A 17,687-nucleotide genomic window follows, 5' to 3' on the forward strand; every position below is an offset into this window, starting at 1 on the left:
TTTTATTATGTTGTTTTATAAGTTTAGTTGATGAGGACCGTAAGCAGGTACAGCTTCTTTTTCCCATTTTTCCAGATCTTTCTTTAATTTGTTTTCGACTTTCAATCCCGTTCCAATCAAATTATTCGTTTCGCTTCTATCTTTTACAACATTGTACAATTCATATTTTCCTGAATGGTATTTTATTATTTTAAAATCGCCAGAAACAATAGAACAATATTGATCTTCGTAACTTCTAAATCCGAATAAATTTCTTTCCTTGATTTCTTTTCCTTTTAAAAGAGGCAGCAAACTAACTCCTTGAATTTGTTTGTCTGTGCATTTTTTACCTGAAGCAATTTCAACAAGGGTTGGAAAAACATCTACCGATTGCACAGGTGTATGACAAACTGTGTTTGCTTTTGTTACACCAGGATAGTAAATCATAAAAGGCACTCTTGCGCCACCTTCAGCCAAAGTATCTCCTCCTTTTTTACCCCCTCTTAAGGGTGCATTGGTATAGGCTCCTCCTTGATCTGAAATTACAATAATTACGGTATTATCTGCAATTCCTTTTTCTTCTAAAGCTTTTCGAACACGGCCCACAGATTCGTCCATAGCTTCTACCATGGCGTGATGATCTGCATATTTGCCTTCAATTCCTTTGGCATGGTACTTTTTCAACAAATCTTTTCTTCCAACAGAAGGACCATGAACAGAATAGTACCAAAACGTTAACATAAAAGGATCTTTTTTATCGTAACCACTGATAAAATCAACAGCTCCATCCGTTAATACATCGGTTAGGTAATCTCCTTTTTTGTAATTTTTCAAGAAACCATTTGGATCTCCCCCTTTGAAAAACGGAAAGTAGTAACTCTTTGGGTGTCCGTGATCTGTAACACCAAACTCTTCATCAAAACCTTGATCTTTTGGATATCTTCCTTTATGACCTAAATGCCATTTTCCAATAAAATAATTGTAATAACCAAATTCTTTTAATTTTTCAGCATAGGTAACTTCTTCCAAAGGAAGGTAATTAAGTGAAGGCATTTGTACCGGATCTGAAGGCCAAAGTCCATATTTAGCATCTGGTTTTTTAGGATCTAAATGAATATGACGTACCATTTGTAAACGAACAGCCTCCTTACCCGTCAACAAAGACAATCTACTAGGACTGCAAGTTGGTGTAGGAATATACGCCCTTTCAAAATCCAAACTTTCCGTTTTTAACTGGTCTAAATTTGGTGTTTGAAAACTATCATTTCTATAACCTATGTCAGACCAACCATAGTCATCCACAAATAACAATACAATATTTGGCTTGTCTTGAGCGTAAGTTGTAAAGGCCGTAAAAGCTACAATCGCTACTACTAAAATTCTTTTCATTTCGTGCTAATTCATTTATGAGCTACGAAGTAAAAGAAAAACAAATACAAGTATGTCCTTATAAGTTTAATTAATGTACTTTTTAGTAAAATCGAAATAATTGCGAAGTACATAAAGGCATATTTTTAAACGAATTAGCCTTCCTTAAAACTAAACATTATATAAACGTCCCTTAGGTACTCCTTTTAAAACGAACTATTTTCCAATGCAAATAATTTCTTTCATGGTTCTATGATAAATATGTCCGTTGGCATAGGTCATAGAGTTCACCGTCCAAGTTTCTCCTTGTTTCCCTAAATCATTAACAGCGACTAAAGCATTTGCATCTAAAACATCTGCACTAGCATCAATAACATAAACAAGTCCGATAGCATTGGTAAAAAACACATAATTATTTACCATGGTTGGAGACCCTAAGAAACATTTTTGAAAACCGTCTCCTCTTGTTCTTGCGTCAAAAGCATGCAATTGTCCTTGTGCATTTAGTCCGTCATTTTTTTGTGCTTGAGCCCAAATATACTTCCCATCTGCATCAATTTCTTGAGGGACTTCAATATGTTCATTTTTTCCTGTTAAAGTACTATGCCTAGCAATATAGGGTTGGTAACGCACCATAAAAAACAAATCATCACCAGCAGAAATATTGCAATGTCTTTGATTTTGTAGATGTTTGATTTCAACATTTTCCTTTAGCACATGTTGTTGTTTTGTTTTATCGAAATTGTATTGATTTACCTTTGTTAAATTCAATTGAGAAATTAATTTTCCAGTCTGAGTATCAACTGTTAAATGGTCATCTCCACTGTAAAACCAAGAAGCTTTTTTTGAATCCCAATGTTGTGTACTTAAAGCACCCCAGCCAGAAATACTGTTTTTTTCTTCTGGTTCCCAACTCCACAGAGCAGTTCCTTGCTTATTTTTTTCTAAACTAATCAAACTCAAGCCAACGGGTCTTTCAGGAACACCATGCGGTCCACCTCTACCAATTAAAACTGCTGGCTTTCCTTCAGCGGTTTCCCCAATAATTGGCGTGTTATAATGTGTTAACGCCTCTTTTGTTACCCAAATTCTTTCCCCTGTAAGCTTGTTGAAAGCATGTAAGTAATTCCAATCAATATTTCTTGTCGAATCGCCTCTTACAGGAGGTTCAGTATTCAATATCAAATTTTCAAATAGCATAGAATCAAATTGCTTGTTAAAAGGTTTACCACCCGTGGTTGGTTTCCATGTTCGATCCCAAACTGGTGCTCCATCCATTGTAAAACAAGCCATTCCTCCACTTGCATTGATAGCCCAAACATAGGTTCCGTCTGTCATCGGACAAGGGGTCGTTGCGTCACTAAACCCGTAATTGTACTCACTTGAGATTGTTCCTTTAACCGTTCTTGTCCATGCTATTTGACCTGTATTTGCATTCAAACAAAGCAATTGTATATCTGTACTTGCTGCCCCACCCTTCACTGCTTTTTTAAGACTCTCCAAAACTTTATAAGCCGTTCTTAATTCTTCAGACTTATGATGAATGAAGGTTTTAAGTGCGTTGTTTACATCTGCATAGGCTTTTCCTCTTTTGTCTCTACGCATCATATTTGCTTCAATACTCGGCTTTTCTAGTTCTGAAGCAGCTTGGTAATGTGCATGTTTTTTCAAAACTTCTTTCCAAATTTTTTCAGGTGTAGCAATAGCTTTTTTTAGTGACTTGTATTTTCGATCTCCTTTTTTTTGCAATTTTGCCTCTTCTTTTGCGTAAAGAGCTTCATAGTCGGTTTTAGCCAACTCGAATTTTGCCACTACAGCTGCATGTTTCGGTGAATCTGTTGGAGGGTTGATGGTTAAAAATAATTGATCTCCCCAAACAGCAATTCCACTTTGCCCCCCTTCCGGTAAAGTTTGTTTCCATTTGATATTTTCCCCCGTTCTAACGGACCATTTTGTAGGAACCTCTAAATTGGTATTAACTTTCCAACTTCCATCAGGACCACCAGACATAGGCCATTGATTTTCACTATCAGCAACTTTGACACTGCTTTCTTTAGAAAAATTACAAGCCACAAAAAGGATACTTGAGAGCAAACAAATTAGTACGGAATTACTTTTTAATTTCATCATTATTGGTTTAATTGATAACTGGTTTAGGTTCTTTTATATATTCTTGCGGAATTTCGCCTGTTAAAGTCTTTAGAAAAAGTTGAATTTTTAAAGCCTCTTCCACGCTAATATCAATTCCTCTTTCATAGCGTCCCATTTTTTGAATGGCTTTCCATAATTTTTTTGAAGAACTATCGTGAAAATAGGGAGCCGTTTTTTCTACATTTCTTAAAGCAGACACTCGGAAAAACATTTTATACATCGGATTTCCATCAATATGGTAATAGCCTAAATCTTTTTGGTTGGGCCAATCGGATACTATGCCAACTTTTTGCAACATTTGACCGCCTATATTAGATCCTGTATGACAGGAATAACAACTTTTTGAATTGAACACATGACCACCTTCTATTGCTGCGGAAGACAAAGCGGATAAATCACCTTGAATAAATTTATCTATGGGCGCTGGTGTTTTTAATCCGGAAATAAACTGAACCAAAGCATCGATTAAATTTTCAAAACTAATGGCATTTTCACTCAAATTGTACGCTTTTGAAAATAATTCTTGATACCCTTTTAAGTTTCCAATACGTTCCATTAACAATTCCTTGTCCATTTGCATTTCATGACTACTAGAAATACTTTGTTTTAGCTTTTCTTTTAAGGAATGAATACTACCATCTGCATTGTAAATTGGCAAGGTGTGTACATTGTAAATAGAAGGCACATCTCTAAAAAAAGAAGTTCCTTTTTGTGCTAAATAATGAGATCCATTGGTGCCATATTTTTTCAAATCGTGACAGCTATTGCATGAAAACCCTTTCGATTTAGACAAACGTTTGTCGTAGAATAAAGTTTTACCCAAATTTATTGTATGCTTTTCTTTTTCTAAAAAAACAACATCCTTTACAACAGGCTTAAAATAAGGTTGCAATATTTCATGTAAATCTTCTGCCTCTTTTTTTAATTCAGATTGTCCAAATCCAAATGAAAAAGAGAGCCCAAATAAAAGACTGAAATAAATTTTATAAAAAGACATTTTATGAGTTACGCGACTTTCTTTTTTTGAATAGTTCTAAAGCCATAAGTACCTACTACAAGCATACAAATCATTGGTAAAATAAACGATAAGTTTACTTCTGGAATATAGCCTAAAAAAGCAATATCATTAAAACCATCACCTCCTAAATCTAAGATTGCCGCTTGAATTGGAGGCATAAAAGCACCACCAACAATGGCCATAACCAAACCTGCAGAACCAATTTTTGCTTCATCCCCCATATCTTTTAAGGCAATTCCATAAATTGTTGGAAACATAATAGACATAAATATAGATACAGATACTAATGACAGCAATCCTAACATTCCTGGTAATAAAATTGAACCCGCAGCACAAACAGCTCCTGTAAAGCCAAAAATTGCCAATACCTTAGAAGGATTCATTTTTCTCATCAATCCTGTTCCAATCCATCTTCCTGTTAAAAACAAAATCATGGCAGCAACGTTATAATTTGTAGCTGTAATATCTAATCCGTGGGTTGCATTTAAATTATCAACATATTGAAAAATAAATGTCCAACACATAATTTGAGACCCTACACAAGCTGCCTGAGCAACCACTCCGCCTAAATAATTTTTATTGGCAAATAATTTTGCAAATGAATCAGAAAGACTCATTTTTTCTTCTTGTGGTGTTTTTGGAATTTTAGTAAAAATAATAACGGCCATGATGATCAAAACCAAAACCCCCAATGCGATGTACGGAAAACTAATCACACTTAAGTCATTTTCTCTTACTGCTGCCAATTCTTCTGAACCCAAAGCACTATAAGCCTCTGCTGTATAATCATCCGATCGTAATGCACTCAAAACAAATACTTGAGCAATAATCATTCCTGTTAAAGACCCCACTGGATTAAACGCTTGAGCTAAATTTAAACGCTGTGTGGCTGTTCTTTTATCACCCAAAGCTAAAATTAATGGATTTGCGGTTGTTTCTAAAAACGACAATCCACAGGTAATGACCCATAAAGAAATTAAAAAGAAATTGAAATTTTCAAAGGCGGCAGCAGGATAAAACATAAATGCACCAATAGCATACAAAGACAATCCTAAAATAATACCCGATTTATAACTAAACTTTCTAATAAACAAAGCCGCGGGAAGCGCCATAAAAAAATACCCAAAATAAAACGCAGACTGCACCAAAGATGCTTGTAAGTTTGATAATTCTGGCATTACCTTTTTAAATGCCGAAACCATAGGATTGGTTAAATCGTTGGCAATACCCCATAATGCAAATAAGGATGTAATGATGATAAATGGGAATAATAATTTTTTACTTACAATAGGCGTACTTTCTTGTTGACTCATCTATATTTTATTAGTTGTTGCTACTCTATATTTTACTCACGACAATATATGTCATTTTTACATTTAATTACCTTCTATTTATTTAGGACAAAATAGCAGGTAATTTACCTGTACTATCTGAAAAACTATCGCGTTCTACCCCAACTTTATTTAACATGCTTAAAAACAAATTAGAAAGGTGTACTTTTTTCGGATCGAATTTTTCATAGGTTCCATGTTGTACGCCCATTTTAGCTCCACCTGCCAATACTAGCGGACAGTTATTTGCATTGTGAGTAGAACTACAAGCACTTCCGTATAAAACAAGTGTATTGTCTAATAAAGAACCATATTCATCGTGTGTATTTTTCATTCTATCTAAGAAATAGGCAAATTGTTTGACCAACCACTGATCGTATTTTCCTTGTCGTTCATAATGACCGGGTTTCTTATCATGTGTAATACTATGGTGTCCGCCTAGGTCTAAAGCAATCTTTGGAAAGGCATCTCCAAACCCCATTCCATCCTCACGCGCCATCATATAGGTCATAACCCTTGTTATATCCGTTTGAAAACCTAAAACCATCAAATCAATAGTAGACCTTAAATAAGCTTCAGGATCAATGGTTGCATCCACATTTAAATTTAAGGTAGAGGCATCAAAATCTTTTAAAGGAATGTCTAACCATTTTTCATTTCGAACCACTTGCTCTTCTACTCTATTCAAAGAAGTCATGTATTCATCTAATTTAGATTTGTCGTTATAGCCCAAACGTTTTTTCAATCGGTTGCTATCTTCTAAAACCAAATCCACAATTTTTTTACCTTGTTGCAAACTCTTGCGTCTATCAGCAGTACTTCCCCCTCCATTAGGAGAAAAATAACGTTCAAAAATTTCTCTTTGTCTATGTTCAGAAGGAATTGCTTTCCCTACAGAATCAAAAGATAAAGTAGACGCTCTTGATTTATATCCTACACCACCATCCGTAGACAATGTTAACGAAGGAATACGAGTATGTTTGCTTAAATGCTGCGCTGCTACTTGATCTACAGAAATACTATTGTTGTATTTATCCCCTCTTAAATCACCACCCGTTAGCCAAGTATCTCCAGCAATATGCCCCAACACACTTCTACTATTTGGGTGACTCAATCCTCCTAAGATTGAAATATCATTTCTATAAGCTTCAAGTGGAGCCAAAGAATTTGTTAATTTATAATTGGCCCCAGCTTGCTCAGGAAACCAATTCCAATCTTTTTCTTTTGTATTCTTAAACCCAGGCATACTAACACCATTCGGAAAGTACATAAAGCAAAGGCGTTTTGGTGCCGTTGCTACTCCGTTTAACGTGGTTAGTTTTCCCATTCCCATTGCTTCAAGGTAGGGCAACATACAAGCTGCACCAACCCCCTTGATAAAAGTTCTACGATCTAAATGCCATGATTTTCTACTCATAATCTTTCTATTTAGTTACTTTATTAATTCAATTGTCCTTGAAAGGATGGGCTCAAAACAATTTGTTCTAAGACCGTTTGAAATTTATAATTGTCTTTTTTTACATTTTCTACGATTTGCTTCAATTCTTTTTCATCAGAAAAACTGGTATCTCTACCCAAAGCATAGGCATACAAATGCTCTACCAAAGATTTTGTAAATTCTTCTTTTTTCTTGCTTAGAATATACGATTTAATTCCCTGAACTCCAATAACTTCAGTCCCGTCAGGAAGTTTTGATTTAGAATCTACAGGTTTTCCTTTCATTTCTTCTCTAAATCGACCTACCGCATCGTAATTTTCAAAGGCCACTCCGTACGGGTCAATTTTTAAATGACAATCTATACAAGAAGCTTTGTTTCTATGCAATTCTAACTGTTCCTTTAAAGTCATTTTTTCAAAACCAGGTGTTTCTGGATCCAATTCGGGTACATTGGGTGGTGGTGGTGGTGGCGGATCTCCTAATATTTTTTCCTTTAACCAAACCGCACGTTTTATAGGATGTGCTTGTACACCATCAGAATGTCCTGTTAAAAAGGCACCTTGCGACAGCAAACCTCCTCTATGTTCTTCAGGCTTTACAGCTACAGGTCTAAACTGATTTCCTTTGACTCCTGCCACTCCATAAAATTCTGCTAAATTTTGATTTAACATCGCAAAATCAGAATCAATAAAATTCAAAATACTTAAATTTTCTGCCAATACATGGTGCATAAAATTATAGGTTTCTTCTGCCATATCTTCTTTTACAAACCTTGTAAAATCTGGATATATTTTTTTATTCGTCGTCATACTTTTTAAACGATCCACACGCAACCACTCATACGTAAACGCTTTGATCATCTTCCAAATTTTCGGACTTTCAGACATTCTTTTTATTTGGTTTGGTAAATCTTTTTTCAAACTGGAATGACGTGCTAAATTTGTCAAGGTTTTATCTGGAGGAGAATTCCATAAGAAATAAGACATTTTGGAAGCCAACAAAAATTCGTCAGTCTCTTTTGCATCTTTCTTTTCTGACTCTAATAAATACAAGAAATTAGGAGAACACAATACCGCCACCAATACTTCCTTAACACTGTCTTCATAACGGTCAAAATCAGCTCTACCCGCTTTCCAAAAATTCAAATAACGTGTCAGTTCGCCATTTACTAACGGACGGCGATACGCCTTTTCCATAAATTTCTTCAAGACCTCAGCCGTATACAATTCTTCGTTGTCCTTGTTAGGCGAATCAAAGAAAATAGCCGTATGACTTTCTGGAGGCCAAACGGGGTGATAAGGTGTTATTAACTCCGCAGACTTCAATAAAATTGGAGGGCCATTTTCACCTTTTTGTTTTACCAAGTGGTCATTCCACAAACCAATAATCATGGTATTTGATAACTCATTGGTTTCATTTAAATCTTTTACTGGCAAAGGCAAGTTTTCTAGCTGCCCTGTAAATTCATAGGTTTTAAAAACACCCGGTGCAGACGTTACTTCTTTACTGGTATCAAAAGTTTTATAATCCATTCCATCATCTGTTCTAGAACCTACAAAAGCTCTAATAGAAGGCGTCAAGTTTTCGTATTTTTTCTGATTTTTTGCTGCTTCAGCCTTTAATTCAGCCGGCAAAGGATTGTCTTCAGAAAGTGGTGTCACTCTAATTTCACTAAACCCAACAAAAAACTTACCGCTAAGCGTAATTGTATACGAGCCTTTTTTTAGCAAACCTAAAGTTACTGGTGTCACAATTTCAGAAGAAGTCGCTAAAGAAGGATCCAATTTCAAACGCTCTTGCACCTTATTAAAAGATCCGATTTTCATCGCAAAAGAAGGCATGTTTTCTGCGGGCGCATAAGGGTGTACCAAATCTATTTGATAAAAACCTTCCTCTTTTATTTTTAATTTCAACTTTGCTGTAACAAAGGCATCTGTTTTAGATGCAACTAAAAATTTATCGTCTTTTTTCTGAATATTTTTCTTTTCATAAACATCATCAATAGTTAACACAATGGTTTTTTCATTAACGGTTGCTGGTTTGTCTTCACGCAAGCCAATCAAACCTTCTTTAGCAGCCAAGGCATAACCTTTAGAAGCTTGTACACGAAACACAAAACTACCAGATGTTGGAAAATTATTCTTTATCAGCATTTTCATATTTGGAGAGGGTCCTTGCCAAGATCTTGGTGGTACATCTTTATGCGGCAATGCAGAATACAACATCATTCCATTTTCTTCCACAGAATATCGATCACTTGCAGAACCACGCATTCCTATTCCAATTTTCTTTTTTATTGGATCTACATTTTGTTTTACATTTCCTTTGCTATCCAACAGTTCAATTAAAAAATCTTCTTTTTTAATGGCCACCGATTGGAAACCACCAAATTCTGCTGCTACTCCTCCTTCACCAATTCCTTTTCCAAAAGTTACTTTATAGCTTTTTGATTCAGGTTTCTCTCCAAATACAATTGCTTTGTCTAAAGCTTCTCTGGCTATTTTTTGATAATAATCAATATGCAAAGATGAAATTTGTAAAATGTTTCCATTGTTTGTAAAACCCATTTTAGACTTCCCATCATTTGGCAACGTGTATCCAAAATTGATGGGTAAATTCAACAATTCATTTAGCGAATTTGTGTATTGAGATTTTGTCAAACGACGCGTAACTTTAGTCGCCACACTTCTTTTTGCATCTGCAGCGGCACTTAATGAATTTGTGATCCAATCTACCACCAGTCTTCGCTCAGCATCAGACATTTGTGGTTTTTTCTTAGGAGGCATTTCACCTGCATTAATTTCATCCAAAGCAGAGTGCCATTTTTCAGCATCACCACCTGTTTTCATATTCCAATGCAGAATATCTAAACGCATTTCGCCTTTTTGTTTATCTACTCCATGACAACCAAAACAATATTTGGCTAAAATTGGTTTTACTTTATTTGTATAATGAATTCCTTCTTTTGAAAGTTTTACTTTTGGCTTCTTTTTTTCAGCTATTGCTAACTGTAAACGTTCTTTTTTCTTTTTTTCTTGTTTGGCAATTTTCGTTTCTAAAGCCAATAATTTTTGTTCTGGCGTTCTTTTCTCTAAAGAAGTGCTAATCCACTCCAATAAATTTTCACGGTCTTGTTCCGTCAACGGATCTTTTTCTTCAGGAGGCATATTTCCTTCCTTTACTTCCTCCCAAACAGCTTCCCATTTTTCAAGATCGGCAGGATTTGAAAAATCGTAACCAATTACATCCAAACGTAAATCTCCCTTTTGTTTATCTGCGTTATGACACTCAAAACAATTTTTATCTAGCAAAGGATGAATGGTATCTAAAAAAGCTAGAGTTCTTGGCGCGATAGAATCTTTGGGTTGTGCTTTCATTTTTTCTACCAAAGCTTCAGCTTCGCTTTTTTCAACACCAAAAAAAGCTTTCATTGGTGCCGGCATGTCTTTGGTTAAATAATCAGAACCATGTGTTAAAGAGCCTCCAAAATGCCCTGCTACAGAAAGCAGCAACACATTGACAAAAAGAATAAATTTATAACCGTAAACAAATTTATCTGATTTTGAAGAAGTCCAAGTACGTAAAACCAACAGCCATACACTTACCAATGCCGTTGCCCAACCTAACCATTTGTGCAAAAATAATTTTTCAGGATTGTATCCTCCTGATGCGGCAAGAAAAAAACCTAAAACAACCGTAGGCAAAACACTAATAACGGTAAACCATAACAATATAGTAGTAGCTCCTTCAACTTGAAGTTTCGGTTTGAGAGTGCCAATAATTTCCAAAACCAAAACACCCAATAAAGTACCTATAGGAATGTGTAATAATAGGGGATGGAAATTTCCGAAAAACAAAATGATGGAATCATTTTTTTCTGGTACAATGCTAACAAAGGCTAAGCCCAAAAGGGACAAGGTAAAAACAAGTGCTATAGATAGGACTAATTTCATAAATGGATTCTAGGTTCTAAGTTGTAGTCAACGTTTTTTGGTTTTAAAAACGCTGTACTATAAATATATTCATATTCACAGTTTCCAAAATTACATCAGAACCTAAAAAACTATAGGGGAAAATCGACTTATAATAAGGGGTATATCGTGCAAAGCCCTTATTTTAAAGGCTTTTTCGATATTCTGTAGGCGTAACCGAATATTTCTTTTTAAACAATTCTCTGAAATATTTTACATCATTGTACCCCAACATAAAGGTTATTTCGTTAAATGAATAGCTGCTTTTTGAAAGTAACTCTGCCGCCTTTGTCAGCTTTACAGAAGTAATTAATTCATTAACGGTCATTCCTGTTAACTGGGTTGTTTTTTTATACAAGGAACTTTTAGACATGTTCATTTTAGCAGTAAGTATAGAAATGTCTAATTTATTTTCAATAAAATTCTCCTCAATCACATGCATTAAATTTTTCAAAAACAAGGTTCCTGAAGATTCAATATCTGTGGTTTGTGGGGTTAAATTTATCTCTCTTTGAAACCATTCTTTTGTTTGATTGATGGTTGCCAATTGATTTTTTATTTTCAACAACAAACTCTCCGTTTTAAACGGCTTGGTAATATAATCATTGACACCGCTATCCAATACTTCAATTTCATTTTTACCCGAAGCGGTAATAATGATTGTCGGAATATGAGAAGTTCGAATATCTTCTTTAATTTTTTTACACAATTCCAAACCATTTAGTTCAGGCATCATTAAATCGGTCAACACAATATCAGGCATTTTATTTAACACTATTTCCAAAGCTCTTTTTCCATTATTGGCTACGAATAATTTGTACTTACTTGCCAATTCATAGGTCAAATATTTCCGTAATTCATCATCGTCTTCTGCTATTAAAATACTGTGTTGAAACTCTTTTTTCTCTTCAATTTTATCAAATGTACCCTCTACTTTTTCTTCCTCACTTGGCAATGATATCAAAACCTTCGTTCCTTTATTTTGTTCACTTTCTATCACAACAGACCCTTCATGGGCTTCTATATATTCTTTAACAATAGACAAACCAATTCCTTGTCCTTGTACTTCTGAGTCGGACTGAAAGAATCTTGAAAATATCTTTTTAAGTTTGTCTCTTCGAATGCCTTTTCCCGTATCTTCAATAATTAGTTTCACGGATTGGTTTTCCTTTTCATGAATAATTTTCACGATGATTTTACCTCCGTTGGGTGTATTTTTAAAGGAGTTGGATATAATATTAAAAAAGACTCTTTCAATTTTTTCTTTATCTATATACAAAGGCAAATTTTCACTGTCTACATCAAAAATCAAATCAATATTTTTTTGATCGGCTTGAAATTTAAAGTTATGAACCAATGTGCGAATAAAACGAACAAATTCTATTTTTTGAATGTTTAAAGTCAACTCTCCTGTATGAATGGTACTGAAATTCAATACTTGATTGACCAATTTCACCAGTCTATTGGCGTTGTTAGAAGCCGTTTCTAATAAAAACTGTTTCTCTTCAGTAGGAAGTGTATTCCGTAATATTTTTTCCAAGGGTTCTTTTACCATGGTCAATGGCGTTTTCAAATCGTGCGAAATATTGGTAAAGAATTTAATTTTCTCTTGGTCTGTTTCTCTTAATTTTTTCTCCAAATTCAACTGCAAATTCATTGCTTTTTTACGTGTTTGTCGAATAATTGTAAATCGGATACTTAAAAACAAAGAAGCAGCCACCAAAGTTCCACTTAGAAAAACAAACCACCAAGTTAGCCAAAACGGAGGATTGATAAAAAACACCAAGCGTTGAATTTCAGAATTCCATTTACCATCTTCATTGGTACATTGCAGCAGCAGTTGGTAATTCCCGACCGCTAAATTATTTAAAGTAAAGGTGGGTGAATTGACAAAATTTACTATCCAACCTTTTTCAGAATTTTCAAGTTTGTATCTGTATTTTACTGCGCTAGGAGAAATATAATTGGGCACAGAAATTTGGAAGGTTAAATTGTTTTGATAATGATTTAAATGCCTAAGATCCTTATTTGTTTTTCCACTAACTCCGTTCACCTCAATATCTTCAATAAAAACCTTGTATTTGTAGGTACTTGGGTTGAAGGTTTTAGGATTGAAGGAAACCAGACCGTTGTTTAGTCCAAAATACAATTCACCTTCTTTAGAATAATAAGCCGACCTACCCGTAATTCTATTCGACAAGAAGCCAAATCCTTTGTAGTAGGTAGAAAAATTCTCAGAATTTTGATCAAATCTATTGACACCGTTATGTGTACCAAACCACAAAACATCTTCATTTTCAGCTACAATACTAGTTACATAATTATTTGAAAGTCCTTGATGTGTGGTGTAATTTTTTTGAACGATGTATTCCTTTTTTTCTTTATTATAACTTAATTTACTAATTCCAGAAGCCGTTGCTGCCCAAACAAACTCACCAGACTTATACATCATTTGAACGGTGTTACTTCCCAAGTTTTTAGACCTATTGATGTTTTTAACCCCAATTGATTCATGATTTTCATCCAAAAGAATTTGAAACATTCCTTTATGAATGGCATTGGTTAAAATCACATTATTTTCGGCGTCGTAACAAATAAAATCAACAGTACTCCAACCTATAACATTATCAAATCGTGGCTCCTTTTCAGAAAAATCTACACGAAACAAACCGCCATAAGTACCAATCCAATAAATATTTTCTTTGGTTCTAACCACAGCATTCACTTGGTGTTTTTTTTCACCTATTGGTTGAATTTGTGTGATTGTGTTTTCTTTTGAAGCAGTAAAATCCAATTGAAACAAACCTTGTTTGGCACCTATATAAAATAAGGAATCAGAAATTTTATTGATAAATCTTATTTCCTTCTTAGGCAAAAAGACTTCACGTTCGCCTGTCTCAAAATTTTCTCTTAGCAAACCATCTTCAACTGTACCAATAAGCATAGCTCCTGAATAATCTTGAGAAATAACTTTTCTATTTTTTTGGGTGAATGTTTCATGAAAATTGGAATCGTAAAATTGATTTCCACGGAAATTTATTTTAATCAAATCTTTGCTAGTTACAAGCCATAAATTATCTTGTTGATCTATAAAAGATTCGTAATTCATAACAAACCCTCTATTCATATGCAATTTATGAAGTATTTTTTCAGACTCATTAAAATCGAAATAATACATATTATGGCCAGAAGTAATCCACAAACGGTTTCTTTTTTTATCGAATTCTAACCAACGAATTCCGGCTGGCAATTTATAGTACAACTCCCACTTTTTCGTTTTAAAATCAAAACGTTGCAAACTTTTTGAACCGTTTCCTATCCAAGTATTGTAATTATCATCAACGGTAATACTTGAAGCCCGAACAGGCATATCAACTTCTATTATTTTTTTTTCTTTTTTAGCATCAAAAATCACCATATATGTGCTCGTTACAAACCACGCCATATGATCTTTGCTATGCCCTAATCTTGTTCCGCCATTCACATCTGACAGTGGAATAGGAACAATATGTTGAAAATCTAATTTTTTTAAATGAAAATAATAAGGGGCATCTCCACGACCTACAAACAATTTATTTTCACAAATCGTCATACTATTAACATTTGAGGCTTCTTTGTCGTTTTTAAATTTTATATACTGCAAATTTTTTGATTCTACCAGATAGCAATACAGCAAATTATCTTTGGTAATCAACCAAATTCTTCCAAAATGATCAAACTCAATTTTTTTTATCCCTCGCAAAGGAAAATCAGGATTGTTATTGATAAAAGCATGTTGTATATAACGATACCCATCAAATCGGAAAAGCCCGTCTTCGGAAGTAAACCAAATAAATCCTTTTTGATCTTGTCGTACTCTGGAAACCGTAGTGGTGGGTAAATCGGTTGTTTCAAAAAGAGAGGTATAGTCGAATTGTGCAAAAAAACACGTAGGAATAAACAAAAGCAAGAGCGTGAAATTAAATAAATTCACGCCCTTTTTTATATTCTTTGTTTTAGTTTTAGTTCTCAACTGCTTCCAATATTTATCCTATTATTTTGGGATTGTAATATACAAATTATGTGATGAATACAGATCACAACTTGTTCTTCTATAAAATTGACTAACATTACTGAAAAAAGCGAAAAAATTAAGTATTTCTTTTTAACACCTAACTTTTTCTTGAGCCACCATTCGACTCCGCTCAGGGAGACATATTCATAATAATTAATTATATAGACGCACCTATTTACTTCAATATTTAGCAAATTATGCAATCATAAAAAACACTGATAACAGCAAACAAATTAAGACCGGCAATGATACAGACATTATTTCCGCTACTAAATGTTTTCGATCCAAATAAAACTTCCATAAAATTAATAAAAATGAAAAAGGTGCTCCAACCATTAAAAACAAGAGGTTAGCGGCATTATTTCCTTTATCTAATACTGCATCAAAAAACTCAAATCCCACGGCATGAGCTATCATATACGTAATAACACAAATAGAAAAATTTACTGCATCTATTTGTGGTTTTAACAAAAATAACAGGACGGTGAATACAATTTCCAAAGAAAAAATGACTCTAAAATTCGCATAATAAAGAGAAACTAGAACTGACAAGGGTATTAATAAAACAACAAGTATTCTTTGAGAATTTTTCATTTTTTTTCAAAGCTCTAATTGGAATATTTTTTTTTATCAACATGCTTTTCAAAGATGTCTTCTATATTTAAACCCGCATAAGCAAGAATCAACTCACAGGTTTTCAAAAAGGGAACAAGTTTTCTTTCCACTGTATCATATGTAGGACCAAATATACTATAGGTTATCGAATTAGAACTATCACCAAACGAAAGGGTTGTATTATATCCATCAATTCCAAGTAGTGACAAATTATTATATAAATCTTCCTGCTTTATAAATTTCACTGACGCAACTATTTTAGAATAATCAACTAACGATGCAGTAAATACAGTATCTAACTTCGTGTATTTCCATTGGTCTGAATCATAAAGTGGTACTGATTTAATTTCAACGTTTACCACTTTTTTATTTAGCCTATTTCTTTTTATTGAAATCTCCACAAAATTATTGGGAATTCTCATTGAATGCCTAACACTTAATTTAATATCTAACCATTCATGTTTGACTTATCCAAAGGAATAACCATGCATAAAAAACAATAACACAGGGAATACTAATTTTAATAGCTTCATTTTTTTCAAAAATATCATTAGTCATGAGTTTTGTAAAAATGCAATTTTATACCAAAAGAAGCGAAGATTTAGCGATTTGTTTTCGAAATATTAGTTGAACTTATTTTTCATTTTTAACAAGTTCCTCCATGTATTTATCAAAAGCAACACCATCAAAAGGCACAATAACTATTTTACTGGCATGCTTATCATTTCCTCTATCTTTTCCTTTTCCAACATCTATTACCGAAAACATAAAATGAGTTACATGTCCATTTTCAACAACAGCCCCCGGTCTTTCAATAAATTGCCAGTCGTTAATTGTCCCATCTGTATATGTAAATATTTTTGTCTCTTCTTTTTTAAAAGCGACACCTCTATATGTCCAATTATGAATACCATCTTTTGAAGAAAAATGATGTGACGTTTTGCTAGGCCAATGGTTGTACACTATATGATACATACCTCCACTACACCAAACTGTTGGATCCTCGTTTTTAGTTTGAGGCAATTCCGGATAGTTTTTATAAACTCTATCTGTCATAATTTTGTACGGCCCTAAAATTCCTTTTTCACTAATCATCACAGCCGTACTTCGTCCTACTAGCATGTATCTCCCATCAGGTCTTAATAAGATTCGAACATTAGACATATGTCCATAAGATGCTTGTTTTTTGTTTTGATATTTTGCCAATCCTATTTGAAATCCATTAGGATCTACTTCTATTTTTCCTAATAATTTAAAAGGTCCGTTAGGAGAATCTGACACAAAAATCTCTCCTTCTGTAATTTCACTAGTCACCACTGCATACCTTCCATCGTGCATCTTTAGCCCCATAACATTATGGCCCATGCTCTCTTTCCACTGAGGATACACAAATCCTTTGTCGATATAGGGTCCCATAATATGATTGCTTACGGCATGCATTGCTTTTGACCCAAGATGCCAGCCTTCACTATGCGAGTATTTTTGATCCCATTTACTGGCATACATATGATACTTGCCTTTTGTGTCCTTTACAATTCCACCATCCCAATAACACCAATTTTCATTTTTAGAATCTTCCAATCCGTTTGCGATATCTCTTGGCAATACATTTGCATCTCCCCAAATTCCTTGAGAAACTAAAGGCTTTTGTGGCTCCATAGGCAAAAAGAAATCTACCAGCGATTTTTTTTGCTGTCCCAACATAGAAAAGGCCACAAATAGGGAAGCAAAAAACACTTTTTTCTTAGTAGCTATTTTCATA

Annotated in this window: 10 protein-coding genes; all 10 read right to left on the reverse strand. The window is 34.1% G+C overall.

From position 1 onward, the window contains the following. Positions 1-15: 15 nt before the first annotated feature. Entirely contained in the window at positions 16-1,368 is a 1,353-nt protein-coding gene (locus FGM02_RS03905; RefSeq protein WP_139957003.1) for a sulfatase, read from the reverse strand. A gap of 195 nt (positions 1,369-1,563) precedes the next feature. After that, positions 1,564-3,477, reverse strand: a complete 1,914-nt coding sequence (locus FGM02_RS03910; protein WP_139957004.1) for an outer membrane protein assembly factor BamB family protein — start codon at positions 3,475-3,477, stop codon at positions 1,564-1,566. A 7-nt stretch (positions 3,478-3,484) separates the two neighbouring features. Further along, on the reverse strand, positions 3,485-4,495 hold the full coding sequence (locus FGM02_RS03915; RefSeq protein WP_139957005.1) for a cytochrome-c peroxidase: 1,011 nt from the start codon (positions 4,493-4,495) through the stop codon (positions 3,485-3,487). Between the two features lie 8 nt (positions 4,496-4,503). Next, positions 4,504-5,829 (reverse strand): L-fucose:H+ symporter permease, encoded by a 1,326-nt coding sequence (gene fucP / locus FGM02_RS03920; RefSeq protein ID WP_139957006.1) that lies wholly within the window; start codon positions 5,827-5,829, stop codon positions 4,504-4,506. Positions 5,830-5,911: 82 nt separating this feature from the next. Further along, positions 5,912-7,264, reverse strand: coding sequence for a DUF1552 domain-containing protein (locus FGM02_RS03925; RefSeq protein ID WP_139957007.1), 1,353 nt, complete (start codon positions 7,262-7,264; stop codon positions 5,912-5,914). Between the two features lie 23 nt (positions 7,265-7,287). Continuing rightward, entirely contained in the window at positions 7,288-11,238 is a 3,951-nt protein-coding gene (locus tag FGM02_RS03930; protein ID WP_139957008.1) for a DUF1592 domain-containing protein, read from the reverse strand. A gap of 163 nt (positions 11,239-11,401) precedes the next feature. Further along, positions 11,402-15,205: a hybrid sensor histidine kinase/response regulator transcription factor gene (locus tag FGM02_RS03935; RefSeq protein WP_139957009.1), complete on the reverse strand. Its 3,804-nt coding sequence runs from the start codon at positions 15,203-15,205 to the stop codon at positions 11,402-11,404. A 300-nt stretch (positions 15,206-15,505) separates the two neighbouring features. Next, a complete protein-coding gene (locus FGM02_RS03940; protein ID WP_139957010.1) occupies positions 15,506-15,904 on the reverse strand; it encodes a hypothetical protein in 399 nt (132 codons plus the stop codon). A 14-nt stretch (positions 15,905-15,918) separates the two neighbouring features. After that, positions 15,919-16,347 carry a hypothetical protein gene (locus tag FGM02_RS03945; protein ID WP_139957011.1) on the reverse strand — a complete coding sequence of 143 codons (429 nt, stop codon included), beginning with the start codon at positions 16,345-16,347 and terminating at the stop codon, positions 15,919-15,921. Positions 16,348-16,558: 211 nt separating this feature from the next. Continuing rightward, positions 16,559-17,686, reverse strand: a complete 1,128-nt coding sequence (locus FGM02_RS03950; RefSeq protein WP_139957012.1) for a glycoside hydrolase family protein — start codon at positions 17,684-17,686, stop codon at positions 16,559-16,561. Position 17,687: the final 1 nt, after the last annotated feature.

The organism is Flavicella sediminum, from assembly GCF_006381105.1.
Classification (GTDB): Bacteria; Bacteroidota; Bacteroidia; order Flavobacteriales; family Flavobacteriaceae; genus Flavicella; species Flavicella sediminum.